The organism is Caulobacter sp. ErkDOM-E (genome assembly GCF_048541895.1).
GTDB lineage: Bacteria > Pseudomonadota > Alphaproteobacteria > Caulobacterales > Caulobacteraceae > Caulobacter.
On record NZ_CP183331.1, the window covers coordinates 2,474,148 to 2,489,515 of the forward strand.

Sequence of the window (15,368 nt, forward strand, 5' to 3'; positions counted from 1 at the left end):
TGTCTCCGAGGTCGTTCATGAAGGATCAGCGTCAAGGCGCGTCGTCCCTGCCGGGTCGCTTGCGTCTGCTCGCCGGTGTCGCCTCGCTTGTGCTGGCCACCACGACAGCACACGCCCAGCAGGCGCTGGTCGAGGTTCCGCCCGTCCCGGTCGTTAAGGCCCCGCCATCAGATGGCCTGGGGGACGAGGGCTACTATCTCGAATCCGATCTGCTGATCCGCGACGACAAGACCCAGATCCTGACCGCCCGCGGCGACGTCGAGGCGCGCTATCAGGGCCGCACTCTGCGCGCCGAGGAAATGGTTTACGACACCAAGGCCGGGGTCATAACGGCCAAAGGCAAGGTCGCGCTGATCAACGGCGACGGCACCGCCCAGTTCGCCGACGAGATGACGCTGGACAAGGACCTGAAGGCCGGCTTCGCACTGGGCTTCTCGGCCCGCATGGACAAGGACGTCAAGATCGCCGCAGTCTCGGCCATCCGGCGCAACGACAACATCCAGGAGCTCAACCAAGCGATCTACACGCCGTGTGAGATCTGCGCCGAAAAGCCAACTCCGACCTGGTCGGTCGCCGCCGACAAGGTGGTGCAGGATAAGGATCGCCAGCTCGTCTACTACAAGAACGCGGTCATCCGCTTGTGGGGCGCGCCGCTGATGTACCTGCCGGTGTTCTGGCACCCTGACCCGCAGGCGACCCGTAGCTCTGGCTTCCTGACACCCAAGCTGGGCGCGTCCAAGCGGCGCGGGATTTCTTACCAGCAGCCGTATCTTTATGTGATCTCGCCGTCTCAGGACATCGTCCTAAGCCCCCAGATCAATTCGAGTGTTAACCCGTTCCTCAACGCCCACTGGCGTAAGCGATTCTATTCCGGCACCGCCGAGATCCGGGGCGGACTCACCTACGAAAAGGACATCGACAACCGTGGCGAGCGCTTCGGCGAAGCCACGCCGCGCAGCTTTATCCTTGCCCGGGGCATGTTCGACATCAACGACAATTGGAAGTGGGGCTTCAGCGCAGAACGCACGTCCGACAAGCTGCTCTTCGACAACTATTCGATCAACGACGTCTACCAGCAGCGCGGTCTGTTCACGAGCGAGGACCGGCGGCTCAGCTCGCAGATCTACACCACCCGCCAGGACAAGCTGTCGTACCTGTCGCTGTCGGCCGTCTCGGTGCAGGGCCTGCGGGTCTCGGGCATCGACGCCGTCACCGGCCTGGCCAGTTTCGAAAACAGCGACGTCTTCCCGCTGATCGGCCCCCTGGTCGAAGGGCGCTGGCAACCGAAGGATCCGATGCTGGGCGGACGCCTGCGCCTGCAGGGCACGGGCGTGATCCTGACCCGGGCCGAGTCGCCCTATGGCGCCACCCTGGACGGCGTTGACAGCCAGCGCGGCAGCGCCAGCGCCAACTGGCGCTCGACCCTGACCCTGAAGTCGGGCGTGCGGGTCTCGCCCTTCGCCCAGGCGCGCGGCGACGCCTATCGCGTTTCCGACCTGCCCGGGGCTGACGACAGCCAGACCTATTCGCGCGCCCTCGGCGTGACCGGCGTCGATTTCAGCTATCCGTTCTTCAAGGCCCTCAAGGGCGGCACTGTGGTGCTGGAGCCCCTGGCCCAGGTCGCCGCCGGCTCCGAGAGCCGCCGCGTGCCGATCGTGGTCGGCACCAGCGGCGCGACGACCTATCTCTACAACGAGGACAGCACCTCGTTCGAGTTCGACGAGACCAACCTGTTCCGCGCCAACAAGTCGCCCGGCTTCGACCTCTATGAAGGCGGCCAGCGGCTGAATGTTGGCGCGCGGGCCACCGTCAAATACAACGACACCCGGGGCGCCAGCATCCTGGTTGGCCGCAGCTTCCGCTCTGAAGTCGATCCTCTTCTGCCCGCCCGTTCCGGCCTACAGAAGAAGTCTTCGGACTGGATCGTTGCAGCCACGGTCACGCCGGTGCGCGGCGTCAACGCCTTCGTCCGCACACGCTACGCGCCAGATCTGGCCAGCAACAAGTTCCGCCGCATCGAGGCCGGCGTCGACGCCTTCCACAAGGTCGCCAACGGCTCGGTGCGCTACATCAAGGACCAGCAGGACGCCGGCGGCTTCCCGCTGGAGACCTTCGAGATGCGCGGCCAGTTGAACATCACCAAGAAGTGGGCTGTCACCGCCTATGGCCAGCAGGACCTCGTGGCCGGCGTCTGGCGCCGTCGCGACCTGGGCGTGGCCTATGCCGACGACTGCATCCGCATCGACGTCATCTACCAGAACGAAGACCGTTTCAGCCAGGCTTCGACCGGCGGTCTGAAGCTGCAGGCCGACCAGTCTGTCGTGTTTCGCCTAACCCTCGCCACATTGGGTGATACAGGGTACAGCCAGTAAATTGATCTCGCGTCACCCCCGGTGCGCGTGATTTTTGCGCGCGTGATCGGCACGTCGCGCCTAGAGGAACGACACTACCCATGCGGCCTGCGCGTAGCGTGAAGACCCTTGCCGCGGCTGGAGCCGCGTCCATTATCGCCCTGTCCATGGCGAGCTTTGGCGCGCCTGCCTTCGCTCAAGACGCAGCGTCCGTCTTGGCCGCTCCGCCCCCCGTGGCGGCGCCCCCGCGGGGCCTGTCGGAAAGCGTCGCGGCTGTGGTCAATGACGACATCGTTTCCAGCTATGATCTTATGCAGCGTATGCGCCTGCTGATGGTCAGCTCGGGCGTGCAGCCGACCGAGGAAAACCTTCCCCAGCTTGAGCAGGAAGCCCTTCGCTCGCTGATCGACGAGCATGTCCAGCTGCAGGAACTGCGCCGGGTCGAGAAGGCCCAGAAGATCACGATCATCTCGACCGACAAGGAAGTCGACGAGCAGATCGACGACATCGCCAAGGGCAACAACGCCAACATGACCGGCGCACAGCTGCTGGCCCAGTTGGCCGCGCAGGGCGTCGGCGCCGAGACCTTCCGCTCGCAAATCCGCATCGACAGCAGCTGGCAGAACTGGATCAGCGGTCGATATGGCTCGCGCCTGCGGGTCGGCGAAGACCAGATCAAGGCCTTCCAGCGCCGCGCGGCCGAATCGGCCAGCAAGCCCCAGTACCAGGTCAGTGAAGTGTTCATCGACGCCGCCCGCGTCGGCGGCATGGAAACGGCCATCAACGGCGCGACCCAACTGGTCGCCCAAATGCAGCAAGGCGCACCCTTCCCTTCCGTCGCCCGTCAGTTCTCGTCAGCCGCCACGGCGGCCAATGGCGGCGACGCCGGCTGGGTAGGCCCCGGAGAAATGCCTCCCGAGGTCGACACCGCGCTGGAAGAGCTGCGCCCCGGACAGCTTTCGCGACCGATCCCGGTCAGGGACGGCGTCTACATCATCTACCTGCGTGACAAGCGCGCGGGCGCCAAGACCGCTCTGGTCGACCTCAAGCAGGTCGCCTATCCGCTGGCCGCCGACGCCACAGCCCAGCAGATCGAAGCCGCCAACACCGCCCTGCTGGCCCTGAAGCCGCAGATCACCAGCTGCTCGACCCTTGAAGCCGCCGCCGGCAAGGTGGACGGCCTAGTCGCCGGTGATCTTGGCGAAGCCGAAATCACCGACCTGGCTCCCGCCTTCCAGGCAGCCGCCACGGCCCTGGAAATTGGGCAGGTTTCGGATCCGATCCGCACGGACGCCGGCCTTCACCTGATCGCCGTCTGCGGCAAACGTCAGTCGGGCGGCGGCGCGCCGTCGCACGACCAGATCGAGAACCGCCTGCGCGGCCAGCAACTGGCCCTGATCTCCAAGCGTTACCTGCGCGACCTCCGCAACTCGGCGACCATAGAAACCCGGTGAAGACCACACCCCTGGCCCTGAGCGCCGGCGATCCCGCCGGCATCGGGGCCGAGATCATCGCCAAGGCCTGGGCGGCGCTCCGATGGGAGGGGCCGCCCTTCATGGTCGTGGGCGATGCTCGACTTCTGGCCTCGGCCGGCTCGGGCGTGAAGGTCAAAACCGTCACCGGTCCGTCCGAAGCGCTGGATGTCTTTCCCACAGCCCTGCCCGTGCTCGACACGCCGCTGCTGAGCCCGGTGATCGCCGGCCAGCCGTCCAGCACCCATGCCGCCCAGATTATCCGCTGCATCGAGACGGGCGCAGGCCTCGCCCTTTCCGGGGCGGTCTCGGGACTGGTCACAGCCCCGATCGCCAAGGCGCCGCTCTACGACGCCGGTTTCGCCTTTCCGGGCCATACAGAGTTCCTGGCCGAACTGACCGCCGGGGCGCCTCACGAGGGCGTAAGGGGTCCGGTGATGATGCTGACCGCCGGCAACCTCCGCGCCACCCTGGTGACGATCCACAAGGCGCTGAACGACGTCTCGGCCGCCCTATCAGTCGAGGCCATCGTCACGGCCGGCATGGTCACCAGTCAGGCCCTCAAGCGCGACTTCGGCGTCGCCCGGCCGCGCCTGGCCCTTGCCGCCCTCAACCCCCACGCCGGCGAAGGCGGCGCCCTGGGCCGCGAGGAGATCGAGATCATCGAACCCGCAGCCCGCGTTCTGCGCGACCTGGGCGTCGAGGTCATGGGGCCAGCCCCCGCCGACACCCTGTTCCACGCCGAGGCGCGCGCCCGCTACGACGCGGTGCTGTGCATGTATCACGACCAAGCCCTGATCCCGGTCAAGATGCTCGACTTCTGGGGCGGCGTGAACGTCACCCTGGGCCTGCCGATCGTCCGCACCTCGCCCGACCACGGCACCGGCTTCGACATTGCTGGACGCGGCCTGGCCCGAGCCGATAGCCTGATTGCCGCTATCCGGCTGGCGGCCCAGATCGCCGCCCGCCGCGCGGCCTGAACCCTTTCGAGACGAAACGACCATGAGCCTGGCCGATATGCCGCCGCTGCGCGACGCCCTGGAGCGTCACGACCTTCTGGCCCGCAAGAGCTTTGGTCAGCACTTCCTGCTGGACCTCAACATCACCCGCAAGATCGCGCGGCTGGCGGGCATCGGTCCCGATGACGTGGTGGTCGAGGTCGGCCCCGGCCCCGGCGGCCTGACCCGCGCCCTCCTTGAGACGGGAGCCCGGGTGGTGGCCATCGAGATGGACACGCGCTTCATGCCGATCCTGGCCGAGCTCTCCGAAGCCGCTGACAAGCGGCTGGAAGTCGTGCAGGGCGATGCGCTCAAGGTGGATGCGGCAAAGGCAGTCGGCGGCGTCCCCGCGCACGTGGTCGCCAACCTGCCCTACAATGTCGGCACCCAGCTGCTGATCAACTGGCTGACAGGCCCGTTCCTGCCATTGTCGATGACCTTGATGTTCCAAAAGGAAGTCGCCGAGCGTATTGCCGCACAGGTCAATGACGACGCCTATGGCCGCCTGGCCGTGATCTCCCAGACGGTCTGCGAGGCCAAGGTGATCATGGACCTGCCCGCCCGCGCCTTCACGCCGCCGCCCAAGGTCAATTCGGCGGTGATCCGCCTGATTCCCCGCGCGGTGATCCCGCCGCCAGCGGAACTGGCCGCGCTGGAACGCGTGACCGCAGCCGCCTTCGGTCAAAGGCGCAAGATGCTCCGCTCCAGCCTCAAGGCGCTGGGCGGCGGCGAACTCTGCGAGAAGGCTGGTATCAGTCCCGACATCCGCGCCGAGAATGTGCCTATCGAAGGCTTCCTGGCGCTGGCGCGGGCGACGCTGGCCTAGATCTCTTCCTTCAGCAGATCCTGAACCAGATCACCGATCCACGGGTTGCGCGCCCGCTTCTGGCGTTCAGCGTGATAGATGTGGGCGAGGTCGGAATAGGCGCGATCGAAGTCGTCGTTGAGGATGACGTAGTCGAACTGCTCCCAGGCGGCGACCTCGTCCTTGGCGCGGGCCAGGCGACGGTGGATGACCTCTTCGCTGTCCTGGCTGCGAGCGTGCAGACGCCGGCTCATCTCGGCCAGGGACGGCGGCAGGATGTAGACCAGAACGCTGTCTGGGCCGGCCTGCTTGTGCACCTTCATCGCGCCCTGGAAGTCGATGTCGAACAGCGCGCTCTCGCCGCGATCCAGCGCTTCCATGATCGGCGGCTTGGGGCTGCCGTAGAAATTGCCATAGACCTCGGCCCATTCCAGAAACGCGTCCGCCGCGATCATCTCCTGGAACTTGTCGTGGCTGACGAAGTGATAGTCTCGGCCGTCATGCTCGCCCGGACGCGGCTGGCGGGTGGTGGCGCTGATCGACAGATGCAGGTCGCCGTGATCGGCCACCAGGCGGCGGGTCAGCGAGGTCTTGCCGACGCCCGAGGGCGCGACGACCATCAGCAGAAGGCCGCGGGTCTTGTGATGGGGCTTATTCAACGTTCTGAACCTGTTCGCGGAACTGCTCGATGGTGGCCTTAAGCTCCAGACCGATCGCGGTCAGGGCGCTGAGCGCAGATTTCGAGCACAGTGTGTTGGCTTCGCGCATGAACTCCTGGGACAGGAAATCCAGGCGGCGGCCGGCGGCGGCTTCGCCGGTCAGCAGGGTGCGGGCGGCGACGACGTGGCCGGCCAGGCGATCGAGTTCCTCGCGCACATCGGCCTTCACGGCCATGGCGGCGGCTTCCTGGACGATGCGCTCTTCGGTGGCGGCCTCGCCCAGCAGTTCGGTCAGGCGCCGTGCGAAGCGGTCCTTCAGCACCGCGGGCTGACCGGCAGCCTCGACGCCGGCGTCCGTCGTCAGACGCTCGATCGTATCGACCTGGCCATTGAGCACAGGGGTCAGGGCGATCCCCTCCTCCAGTCGCGCGATCTTCAGGGCGTCCAGGGCCTGGGCGATGGAGGCGGCCATGGCGGCCTCGACGGCGGCGCGGGTCTCGGCGTCGTCGTCTTCCTCGCGCACCTCGATGACGCCACGCAGGGCTAGCAGACCATCCAGGGAGGGCTTGGTGACCATGCCGGTGGCCACATAGGGTCCGCCGGCCTTCAGATAGCGCTCCAGGGTCTCGACGCTGACCTGGGTCTGGCCCACGGCCTCGGCGCGCTTGCCCTGGACGTTGACCGTCAGCTGGCCGCGCTGGAAGCGCGCCTGGGCGCCGTCGCGGGCCGCGCGGTCCAGGCTGTCGAAGCCGGGCGGACCGCGAAACCGGGTCTCGAGATTGCGGCCGTTGACGCTGCGGGCCTCCACGGCCCAGGACCAGGCCCCGTGCGCGCCTTCAACGCGCGCGAAGCCGGTCATGCCCGACAGCGCCACCTCAACCCCCGCTCAGGGGCGTGGCGGCGGCCTTTTTGGCCGCGCGGCGTCGCTCGACCTGACGCCATTTGACGACGTTGGCGTTGTGCTCTTCAAGGGTGCGCGCGAAGACATGGCCACCGGTGCCGTCGGCGACAAAATAGAGCTCGTCGGTCTTGGGCGGATCCAGCACGGCGGCAATGGCGGCGCGGCCGGGGTTGGCGATCGGCGTCGGCGGCAGACCATCGATCAGATAGGTGTTGTAGGGCGTCTGGCGCTGCAGTTCCGACAGCAGGATGCCGCGTCCCAGCGGCCGGCCGCGGGTAAGGCCGTAGATGATGGTCGGGTCGCTGCCCAGACGCATGCCCGTGCGCAGCCGGTTGACGAACACGGCCGCCACCCGCGGACGTTCCGAGGCGATGCCCGTTTCCTTCTCGACAATCGAGGCCAGGGTCATGGCCTCGTCCTTGGTCGAGAACGGCAGGCCCTTCTGACGTTGCGGCCACAGCTCGTCCAGAAGCTGGTCGCGGTCGTCCATCATCCGCTGCAGGACAGCGGAGCGATCCTCGCCGCGCTCGACCTGATAGGTCTCGGGCAGAACCGCGCCTTCCGGCGGGGTCGGCGCGACACCGGTCAGGACCGGCGAGCGCATCAGGATGTCGACAGCCATGTCCGAGGTCACGCCCTCGGGGATGGTCACGAAGTGGCGGACCACCCTGCCCTTGCGGATCGCTTCCAGAACCTGCGCCATCGAGGCCCGGCTCTTGAACTCGTATTCGCCGGCCTTCAGCGAGCGCGCCGCGCCGGTGATCTGGGCGGCCGTCATGAAGATCGACGAGGAGCGGATCACGCCGCCGCTCTCAAGACTGGACGCGATCTCGGGCACGCTGGCGCCCCGGCGCAAAACCACCGAGGTGACGTCACCGCTCTTGGCCGCCGGCCCGGGGCCCTGATAGAGCCAGATCGCGCCGAACACGAAGACCATGCCGATGACGACCAGGGTGGCGCCAGCGGCGAAGATCATCGCGGTCAGGCGGCGTCCGATCGACGCCGACTCGCGTTTGCGGGCTTTGCGGGGCGGAGCGGCTTTGCGGCTCACGAGATTTTACGGAACACGACGGAGGCGTTGGTGCCGCCGAAGCCAAAGCTGTTGGAGACGGCGACGTCGATCTTCATCGGCACGGCCTTGTTGGGCGCCAGGTTCATGGCGACGTCGACATTGGGGTTGTCGAGATTGATGGTCGGCGGCGCGATCTGGTCGCGGATCGCCAGGATCGAGAAGATGCCCTCGATGGCGCCGGCCGCGCCCAGCAGGTGGCCGGTCATCGACTTGGTCGACGACATCACCACGTTCTTGGCGTGATCGCCCAGGAAGCGCTCGACGGCCTTGGCCTCGATGCCGTCGGCCATGGTCGAGGTGCCGTGGGCGTTGACGTAATCAATGTCCGAAGGCTGCAGGCCAGCGTCCTTCACGGCCGCCGACAGGGCCCGGAAGCCGCCGTCGCCGTCCTCGGACGGGGCGGTGATGTGATAGGCGTCGCCCGACAGGCCATAGCCGACGACCTCGGCATAGATCTTGGCGCCGCGCGCCTTGGCGTGCTCGTACTCTTCCAGGACCAAGGCGCCGGCGCCCTCGCCCATCACGAAGCCGTCGCGGTCCTGGTCATAGGGACGCGAGGCCTTCTCCGGAGTGTCGTTGAAGTCGGTCGAGACGGCGCGGCAGGCGATGAAGCCGGCGATGCCGACCTTGCAGACGGCGGCTTCGGCGCCGCCGGCCACCATCACGTCGGCGTCGCCGTACTTGATCAGGCGGGCGGCGTCGCCGATGGCGTGGGCGCCCGTGGCGCAGGCCGTGACTACCGAGTGGTTGGGGCCCTTGAAGCCGTAGCGGATCGAGACCTGGCCCGAGATCAGATTGATCAGGGCCGAAGAAATGAAGAACGGGCTGACCTTGCGCGGGCCCCTGGCCTCGAGCTCAATGGCGGTCTCGGCGATCGTGGACAGCCCCCCGATGCCCGAGCCCATGATCACGCCCGTGCGGTATTTGTCTTCCTCGGTTTCCGGGACCCAACCCGAATCCTTCACGGCTTCGTCGGCGGCGGCGACGCCGTAGAGAATGAAATTGTCGACCCGCTTCTGGTCGCGCGGGCTCATGGTCAGGTCGGGATTGAACGCGCCTTCCACGTCAGGCCCGCCGCCACCGCGTCCATCGACGCGCGGAACCTCACAGGCGACCTTGCAGGCGTAGTCAGTCGGATCGAAGGCCGAGATCCGGTTTGCGCCGGACTTGCCAGCAAGGATGTTCTTCCAGGACACCTCGACGCCATGCCCCAACGGGGTCAGCAGGCCAAGACCGGTGACAACAACTCTACGCATGGATCACTCCCAACCTTCGTACCGCGTACATATGGGACTTGCGGACGAATCCGACGCCCCCTCCGGCCGCGACTCTCGGCCACATACGAAAACCGCCGCGCGCACGATGGCAAGAGCCCGTGCTGCGCGGCGGTGATAGTCTGTTCGCCTCAAAAGCGAACCTGACGCCCTTAGGCGCCCGTCTTTTCCGTGATGAACTTCACAGCGTCGCCGACCGTCTGGATGTGCTCGGCGGCGTCGTCCGGAATTTCGATGTCGAACTCTTCTTCGAACGCCATCACCAGCTCGACGTTGTCGAGGCTGTCGGCACCCAGGTCATCGATGAAGCTGGCCTTCTCCGTGACCTTCTCGGGATCGGCATCCAGGTGCTCGATGACGATCTTACGCACGCGCTCGAGAATGTCGGACATTCTGTTAGTCCCTCAGTTTTGAATCTGTTGTCCGCCAACGGTTTGGCCAAGGCCTTTCCATTCACGGGGATTGTCGGCCTCCGCCTATCACGTTCCTTTTCGGGTGACCAGCGGGTCCCCCGTCAAGAAACATGGCGGGGCTAGATCATGGCCATACCGCCGTTCACGTGCAAGGTCTGACCGGTCACATAGGCGCCCTGGTCGCTGGCCAGGTAAACGCAGGCTGCGGCGATATCGCTGCCTTCGCCAAGGCGACCCGCCGGGATGCCCGACAGGATGCCGGCCTTCTGGGCGTCGGTCAGGGCGTCGGTCATCGGGCTGGCGATGAAGCCGGGCGCGACACAGTTGACCGTGACGTTGCGGCTGGCCAGTTCCTGGGCCAAGGCCTTGGAAAACCCGATCATTCCGGCCTTTGAAGCCGCATAGTTGGTCTGTCCGGCATTGCCGGTCACGCCCACAACCGAGGTGATGCCGATGATGCGGCCCGAGCGGCGCTTCATCATCCCTTTGGCGGCTGCACGAGCCAGGCGGAAGTAGCCCTCCAGGTTCACCTTGATGACGGTGTCCCAGTCCTCGTCCTTCATCCGCACGATAAGGCCGTCGCGGGTGATGCCGGCATTGGCGATGACGATATCCAGCGGCGCGCCGGCGGCTTCCTCGGCCTTGGCGACCAGACCGTCCACGGCCTGCGCATCCGATAGATTGGCCACCACGAATGAAGCGCGTTCGCCCAGTTGCGCCTTCAGCTCGGTCAGAGCTGATTCGCGGGTGCCCGAGAGCACGACATGGGCGCCTTGGGCATGCAGGGCCTTGGCGATAGCCCCGCCGATGCCGCCCGTGGCGCCGGTGACAAGGGCGGTCTTGCCGGTGAGATCGAACATTGGATTTCTCCCAATCTTGTCTGTCATCCCAGGCGAAGCGTAGCTCAGATCCGGGACTGCCGGACACGCCGGCATTTGTTGCGGCCCCGGGTCTGCGCGCTTCGCGCATGCCCGGGATGACAGTCGCTATAGCGACTTGGCGAAGGCTTCGATGTCGGCCGGGCTGTTGAGTGGCGTGGCTTCGGCGTCCGGAGCGATGCGCTTGGCCATGCCCGACAGAACCTTGCCGGCGCCCGCTTCGGCGAAGCGCGTGACGCCACCCTCTCCCGCCAGCCAGATCATGCTCTCGCGCCAACGGACGCGGCCAGTGACCTGTTCAATCAGCAGTCCGCGAATGACGTCGGGGTCGTGCACGGGACCGGCGGTGATGTTGGCCACCAGAGGCGCACGGGGCGAAACAATGGTGGTCGTGGCCAGAGCCTCGGCCATCTCATCGGCTGCAGGCCGCATCAGCGGGCAGTGAAAGGGGGCCGAGACGTTCAGCGGAATGGCGCGGGCGCCCAGTTCCTTGGCCTTCTCGATGGCCCTGTCGACTGCGGCCTTGTCGCCCGAAATCACCACGTTGCCGTTGTTGTTGTCATTGGCCACGACGCAGACGCCGACTTCCGAACCCGCAGCGGCGGCGGCTTCCGCGAGCGCCAGGTCGGTCTTTGGCCCGATCAGCGAGGCCATGGCGCCTTCACCCACCGGCACGGCGCGCTGCATGGCCTGACCGCGCAGCTTCAGCAGACGCGCGGTGTCGGACAGGGTGATCGCGCCGGCGGCGGCCAGGGCCGAATACTCGCCCAGGCTATGACCGGCGACGAAGGCGGCGCGGTCGATACCGATCCCGAATTCCTTTTCCAGAACGCGAGACACGGCCAGACTGACCGCCATCAGGGCGGGCTGGGCGTTCTCGGTAAGGGTCAGGTCGCTCTCCGGACCTTCCTTCATCAGGGCGAAAAGCTTCTGGCCCAGGGCGTCGTCAACTTCCTGGAAGACTTCTCGGGCTGCGGCGAAGGCCTGGGCGAGATCGGCGCCCATGCCGACCGACTGGCTGCCCTGACCGGGGAAAATGAAGGCGATGCTCATGGAAGCCCGCTCCGTTCTAGAGATTCAATACCGTATTGGGGCCGGAGGGTTAGGGGAAAGGCCCCTGTCCGGCAAGTGCGCGGCTCCGGCGACCATGGCTTGTATTCCATCGTCAGGCGTCCAAATTGCCCCCTGCACCGTAGCTCGGGCGATGAACCATCGATGGAGTTTTCAATGAACCGCCTGACCGCCGGCCTCGCGGCCATTGCAGTGCTCTCCGCCACGCCCGCTCTGGCCGCCCTGAAGCCGGGCGACAAGGCCCCCGACTTCACCGCCTCGGCCGCCCTGGCCGGCGCCGACTACAGCTTCACCCTGTCCAAGGCCCTGAAGAAGGGCCCGGTGGTGCTCTACTTCTTCCCGGCCGCCTATACCGCCGGCTGCACCGCCGAGGCGCATGAGTTCGCGGAAGCGACACCCGACTTCGAAAAGATGGGCGCGACGGTGATCGGCGTGACCGCCGGCAATGTCGACAAGATCAAGGCCTTCTCCAAGGAGCACTGCCGCGACAAGTTCGCCGTGGCCGCCGCGCCGGACGGACTGATCAAGGCCTATGACGTATCGTTGCCGATGCCGGGCGGCTGGTCCAACCGCACCTCGTACGTCATCGCGCCCGACGGCAAGATCCTGATGGCCTATACCGACGGCAACTTCGTCGGCCATGTCACCAAGACCATGGACGCGGTGAAGGCCTACAAGGCCAAGAAGTAGCAAGGCCTTTTCAATTCCGACCAGTCTCGCGGCTTGCAAGCCGCGAGACCTGCAGAAAAGGATCGGGCATGACCGATCCCGCCCAAATTCCGTTCGCCGCCCTCGAAATCGGGGTCCGGGGCATCGCCGTCGGCGCCTTTGCCGCGACAGCCGTCGCCCTCGGCGCTAGCCGGAAAATGACCCCGACCCGCTGGGTCGGTGTTCTGATGATGGCCTGCGCCATTGCCCACGTCGTCGACGGCCATTTCTACTACACCCTAAGCCGGCACTACGACCTTGTGACCTGGGCCCTGTCAGCGTCGGCGGCCGGCGTCTTCTGGCTGTTTTGCTCGGTGCTTTTCGAGGATGAACCGTCGATCCCGCTCTGGCGCTTCTCCGTCCCCGGGGCCGTCCTAGCCCTTTGGGCGGCTGGCGCGCTTTTGCCTACGTCTCCCGCGCGCGCAGCCGCATGGTGGCTGTTCGCCGCCTTCTCGGTGGGCATCCATTGTCACATCCTGCTGACAGCCTGGCGGGGCTGGCGCATCGATCTGGTTGAGCGTCGCCGTCGTCTTCGTGCGCCTCTCGCCGCCGCTGCAACCGGCTACATGTTTATCCAGAACCTCTGTGATTTCAGCTTCGGACACGGGCCGGTGCTGCCCAGCCTGGTTCAGGCCCTGTCTCTCGCCGCCCTCGGGATAGGGTCAGCCCTGGCGCTGTTGCGCGCCGAGCCCATGCTCGTGCAGGCGGCCGTGGCATCCGACGCCGCGCCCACGCCCAAGCCTGCTGAAGCGCTTGATCTGACGCCCGCCGACCGGCTTGTTCTGACGCGCCTGGAAAAGGCCATGACCGAGAACGAAGTCTGGCGCGGCGAGGACCTGTCGATCGGCGCCCTGGCCGCTCTGGTCGGTGCGCCTGAGCATCGCCTGCGCAAGCTGATCAACGGCGTGCTGGGCCATCGCAATTTCGCCGACTATGTCAACGGCCGGCGGATCGAGGCGGCCAAGGTCGCGCTCGCCGATCCGGAACAGGCCCTGAAGTCGGTCTCGACCATCGCCTATGAGCTGGGCTTTGGCTCTCTGGGCCCCTTCAACCGTGCGTTCCGGGCCGTCGTCGGCGTTCCACCTACCGCCTGGCGTCAAGAGGCGACGCCAGCCCTGCCGCATCTGCGACTGGTCGAAACCGCGCAAGCCGCATCGAAAGCCGACAAACGCGCCTGATTTCGAGAACGGCGCGACCTGTCGCTCCGCAACAGGCTCCCTGGCTAAGTTCATCCCCCAAGGAGCCACCAATGCTCGATGCCCTACTCCCCTTCGCCCACAACTGGCTGATCGCCATGCAGGCCGATGTCACCCGCTACGTCCTGTTTTCGGTCGGCGTCTGGCTGATCCTTTGGGTCGTGCTGGCCCGCACCCTGGCCGGACGCAAGATCCGCGATACGCGGCCGCCAGCCCGCCAGCTTGTCCTTGAGTTCCTGATCTCGATCCGCTCGATCATGATCTTCTCGACGATGGGGCTGCTGACCTTCGGACTGTTCCGCGCCGGCCTGATGCAGGGCCCTTTCATCGCGCGCGAACTGGGGCCGATCTGGTTCTGGGCCAGTCTGGTCCTGATGATCATCGGCCACGACGCCTGGTTCTACTGGACCCATCGCCTGATCCATGACCGGCGGCTGTTTCGCGTCTTCCACCGGCGGCATCACCGCTCGAACAACCCCTCGCCCTTCACCGCCTACAGCTTCGATCTGGGCGAGGCCGTGATCGCCGCGCTGTTCGTGCCGCTGTGGATGCTGATCGTCCCGACCCAGTGGCCAGTCATCGGGCTGTTTGTGCTGCACCAGATCGCCCGCAACACCATCGGCCACAGCGGCTACGAGCTGTTCCCGGCCCGCAAGGACGGCCGCCCGCTGCTGCCCTGGCTGACCAGCGTGACGCACCATGACCTTCACCACGCGCAGGCAGGCTACAACTACGGGCTCTATTTCACCTGGTGGGATCGCTGGATGGGCACCGAGCACCCGGACTATCTGACGAGGTTCGCCGCCGTGACCGCGAAACAGCGGCGGGTTACCAGCTCGCCTTCACCAGCTTGATCATGAAGCGGCTGTCCTGGACCCGCCACTCCTCGTGGGTGGCGGCGGCCCGCAGGCTGACGGTGAACTCGGCGGGGATGTCGAACGGACGGGTGAAGCTGAGATCGACGCCCTCGTCGCCCATCGAGCCGCCGCCGACGGCGATGGACCCGATCGGCTTGCCGTCCAGGGTAAGGGCCGAGCGCACATTGGCCCGCGCCACCGGGATCTGGCCCGGGACGGCGATGACCTGGCTGGCGTTCATGTCCATCGAGACGCTGACATAGTTGGCGCGCGGCAGGACGCCGAAACCAAACATCTTCGACATCGAGGAGCGCAGCCTGGCCTCGCGGTCGTTCCACGAGGCGCCGAGGGCCAGGGAGCGCTTGCCGGTCCGCGCCTCGTCGGGCTTCTGGCTTAGGTTCAGATCCAGGTCATAGGTCGGGCTTTCCAGCGTGCCCGCGACCCTGGCGGTGAATCTGGCGCTCTCGGTGTCGGTGGAAAGATCCAGCGGCAGGGCGGCCGAATAGCCGGTGAAGCGGCCGTCATTCGCCGAAACCGACAGGTCAGGCTTCTGAATCGCCTGGGCCGCGGCTGGAGCGGCGAGACTCGCCGACAGCGCAAAGGCCCCGAGGGCGCTGATGACAGCGCTAGACTTCATGCTCTGCTTCCTAGCACAAGCTATCCTTGCGGCAAGGTGAAGCTGGCCGCTTGGCCCGCAGGTTTCGCCACGGCCT

Annotated in this window: 15 protein-coding genes; 7 read left to right on the forward strand and 8 right to left on the reverse strand. The window is 66.3% G+C overall.

Annotation, left to right across the window (positions count from 1 at the left end; genetic code table 11):
- Nucleotides 1–17: 17 nt before the first annotated feature.
- The 4 genes from ACN2C7_RS12085 (at nt 18) to rsmA (ending at nt 5,647) form a co-directional block, all read left to right on the forward strand.
- Nucleotides 18–2,372 carry an LPS-assembly protein LptD gene (locus ACN2C7_RS12085; protein ID WP_419317228.1) on the forward strand — a complete coding sequence of 785 codons (2,355 nt, stop codon included), beginning with the start codon at nt 18–20 and terminating at the stop codon, nt 2,370–2,372.
- Nucleotides 2,373–2,566: 194 nt separating this feature from the next.
- Entirely contained in the window at nt 2,567–3,805 is a 1,239-nt protein-coding gene (locus tag ACN2C7_RS12090) for a peptidylprolyl isomerase (protein WP_419317229.1), read from the forward strand.
- Nucleotides 3,802–4,803: a 4-hydroxythreonine-4-phosphate dehydrogenase PdxA gene (pdxA, locus tag ACN2C7_RS12095; protein WP_419317230.1), complete on the forward strand. Its 1,002-nt coding sequence runs from the start codon at nt 3,802–3,804 to the stop codon at nt 4,801–4,803. Before ACN2C7_RS12090 ends, pdxA begins: the two co-directional genes overlap by 4 nt.
- Before the next feature lie 22 nt (nt 4,804–4,825).
- Nucleotides 4,826–5,647, forward strand: a complete 822-nt coding sequence (gene rsmA / locus ACN2C7_RS12100) for a 16S rRNA (adenine(1518)-N(6)/adenine(1519)-N(6))-dimethyltransferase RsmA (protein ID WP_419317231.1) — start codon at nt 4,826–4,828, stop codon at nt 5,645–5,647.
- Here the strand turns inward: rsmA and gmk are convergent.
- The 7 genes from gmk to fabD all read right to left on the reverse strand — a co-directional run bounded on the left by gmk (nt 5,644) and on the right by fabD (nt 11,876).
- The gene (gmk, locus tag ACN2C7_RS12105; protein WP_419317232.1) at nt 5,644–6,285 is read right to left on the reverse strand and encodes a guanylate kinase; all 642 of its coding nucleotides are present in this window, start codon (nt 6,283–6,285) and stop codon (nt 5,644–5,646) included. The genes rsmA and gmk overlap by 4 nt on opposite strands.
- Nucleotides 6,278–7,159, reverse strand: coding sequence for a YicC/YloC family endoribonuclease (locus ACN2C7_RS12110; protein WP_419317233.1), 882 nt, complete (start codon nt 7,157–7,159; stop codon nt 6,278–6,280). Before ACN2C7_RS12110 ends, gmk begins: the two co-directional genes overlap by 8 nt.
- Nucleotide 7,160: 1 nt before the next feature.
- The gene (gene mltG, locus ACN2C7_RS12115) at nt 7,161–8,162 is read right to left on the reverse strand and encodes an endolytic transglycosylase MltG (RefSeq protein WP_419321465.1); all 1,002 of its coding nucleotides are present in this window, start codon (nt 8,160–8,162) and stop codon (nt 7,161–7,163) included.
- A 71-nt stretch (nt 8,163–8,233) separates the two neighbouring features.
- Nucleotides 8,234–9,514, reverse strand: a complete 1,281-nt coding sequence (fabF, locus tag ACN2C7_RS12120; RefSeq protein ID WP_419317234.1) for a beta-ketoacyl-ACP synthase II — start codon at nt 9,512–9,514, stop codon at nt 8,234–8,236.
- Between the two features lie 170 nt (nt 9,515–9,684).
- The gene (locus ACN2C7_RS12125) at nt 9,685–9,924 is read right to left on the reverse strand and encodes an acyl carrier protein (protein WP_007672577.1); all 240 of its coding nucleotides are present in this window, start codon (nt 9,922–9,924) and stop codon (nt 9,685–9,687) included.
- A gap of 140 nt (nt 9,925–10,064) precedes the next feature.
- Nucleotides 10,065–10,805 (reverse strand): 3-oxoacyl-[acyl-carrier-protein] reductase, encoded by a 741-nt coding sequence (fabG, locus tag ACN2C7_RS12130; RefSeq protein WP_419255189.1) that lies wholly within the window; start codon nt 10,803–10,805, stop codon nt 10,065–10,067.
- Between the two features lie 126 nt (nt 10,806–10,931).
- Nucleotides 10,932–11,876 carry an ACP S-malonyltransferase gene (fabD, locus tag ACN2C7_RS12135; RefSeq protein ID WP_419317235.1) on the reverse strand — a complete coding sequence of 315 codons (945 nt, stop codon included), beginning with the start codon at nt 11,874–11,876 and terminating at the stop codon, nt 10,932–10,934.
- Nucleotides 11,877–12,050: 174 nt separating this feature from the next.
- Here fabD and ACN2C7_RS12140 point away from each other — a divergent pair, with 174 nt between their 5' ends.
- From ACN2C7_RS12140 to ACN2C7_RS12150, 3 genes are all read left to right on the forward strand, one after another.
- Entirely contained in the window at nt 12,051–12,584 is a 534-nt protein-coding gene (locus ACN2C7_RS12140) for a peroxiredoxin (protein ID WP_419317236.1), read from the forward strand.
- A 68-nt stretch (nt 12,585–12,652) separates the two neighbouring features.
- Entirely contained in the window at nt 12,653–13,780 is a 1,128-nt protein-coding gene (locus tag ACN2C7_RS12145; RefSeq protein WP_419317237.1) for a helix-turn-helix domain-containing protein, read from the forward strand.
- A 71-nt stretch (nt 13,781–13,851) separates the two neighbouring features.
- A complete protein-coding gene (locus ACN2C7_RS12150) occupies nt 13,852–14,652 on the forward strand; it encodes a sterol desaturase family protein (RefSeq protein ID WP_419317238.1) in 801 nt (266 codons plus the stop codon).
- Here ACN2C7_RS12150 and ACN2C7_RS12155 read toward each other — a convergent pair.
- Nucleotides 14,627–15,292 (reverse strand): hypothetical protein, encoded by a 666-nt coding sequence (locus ACN2C7_RS12155; protein ID WP_419317239.1) that lies wholly within the window; start codon nt 15,290–15,292, stop codon nt 14,627–14,629. The two genes, ACN2C7_RS12150 and ACN2C7_RS12155, sit on opposite strands and share 26 nt — an antisense overlap.
- Nucleotides 15,293–15,368 lie beyond the last annotated feature (76 nt).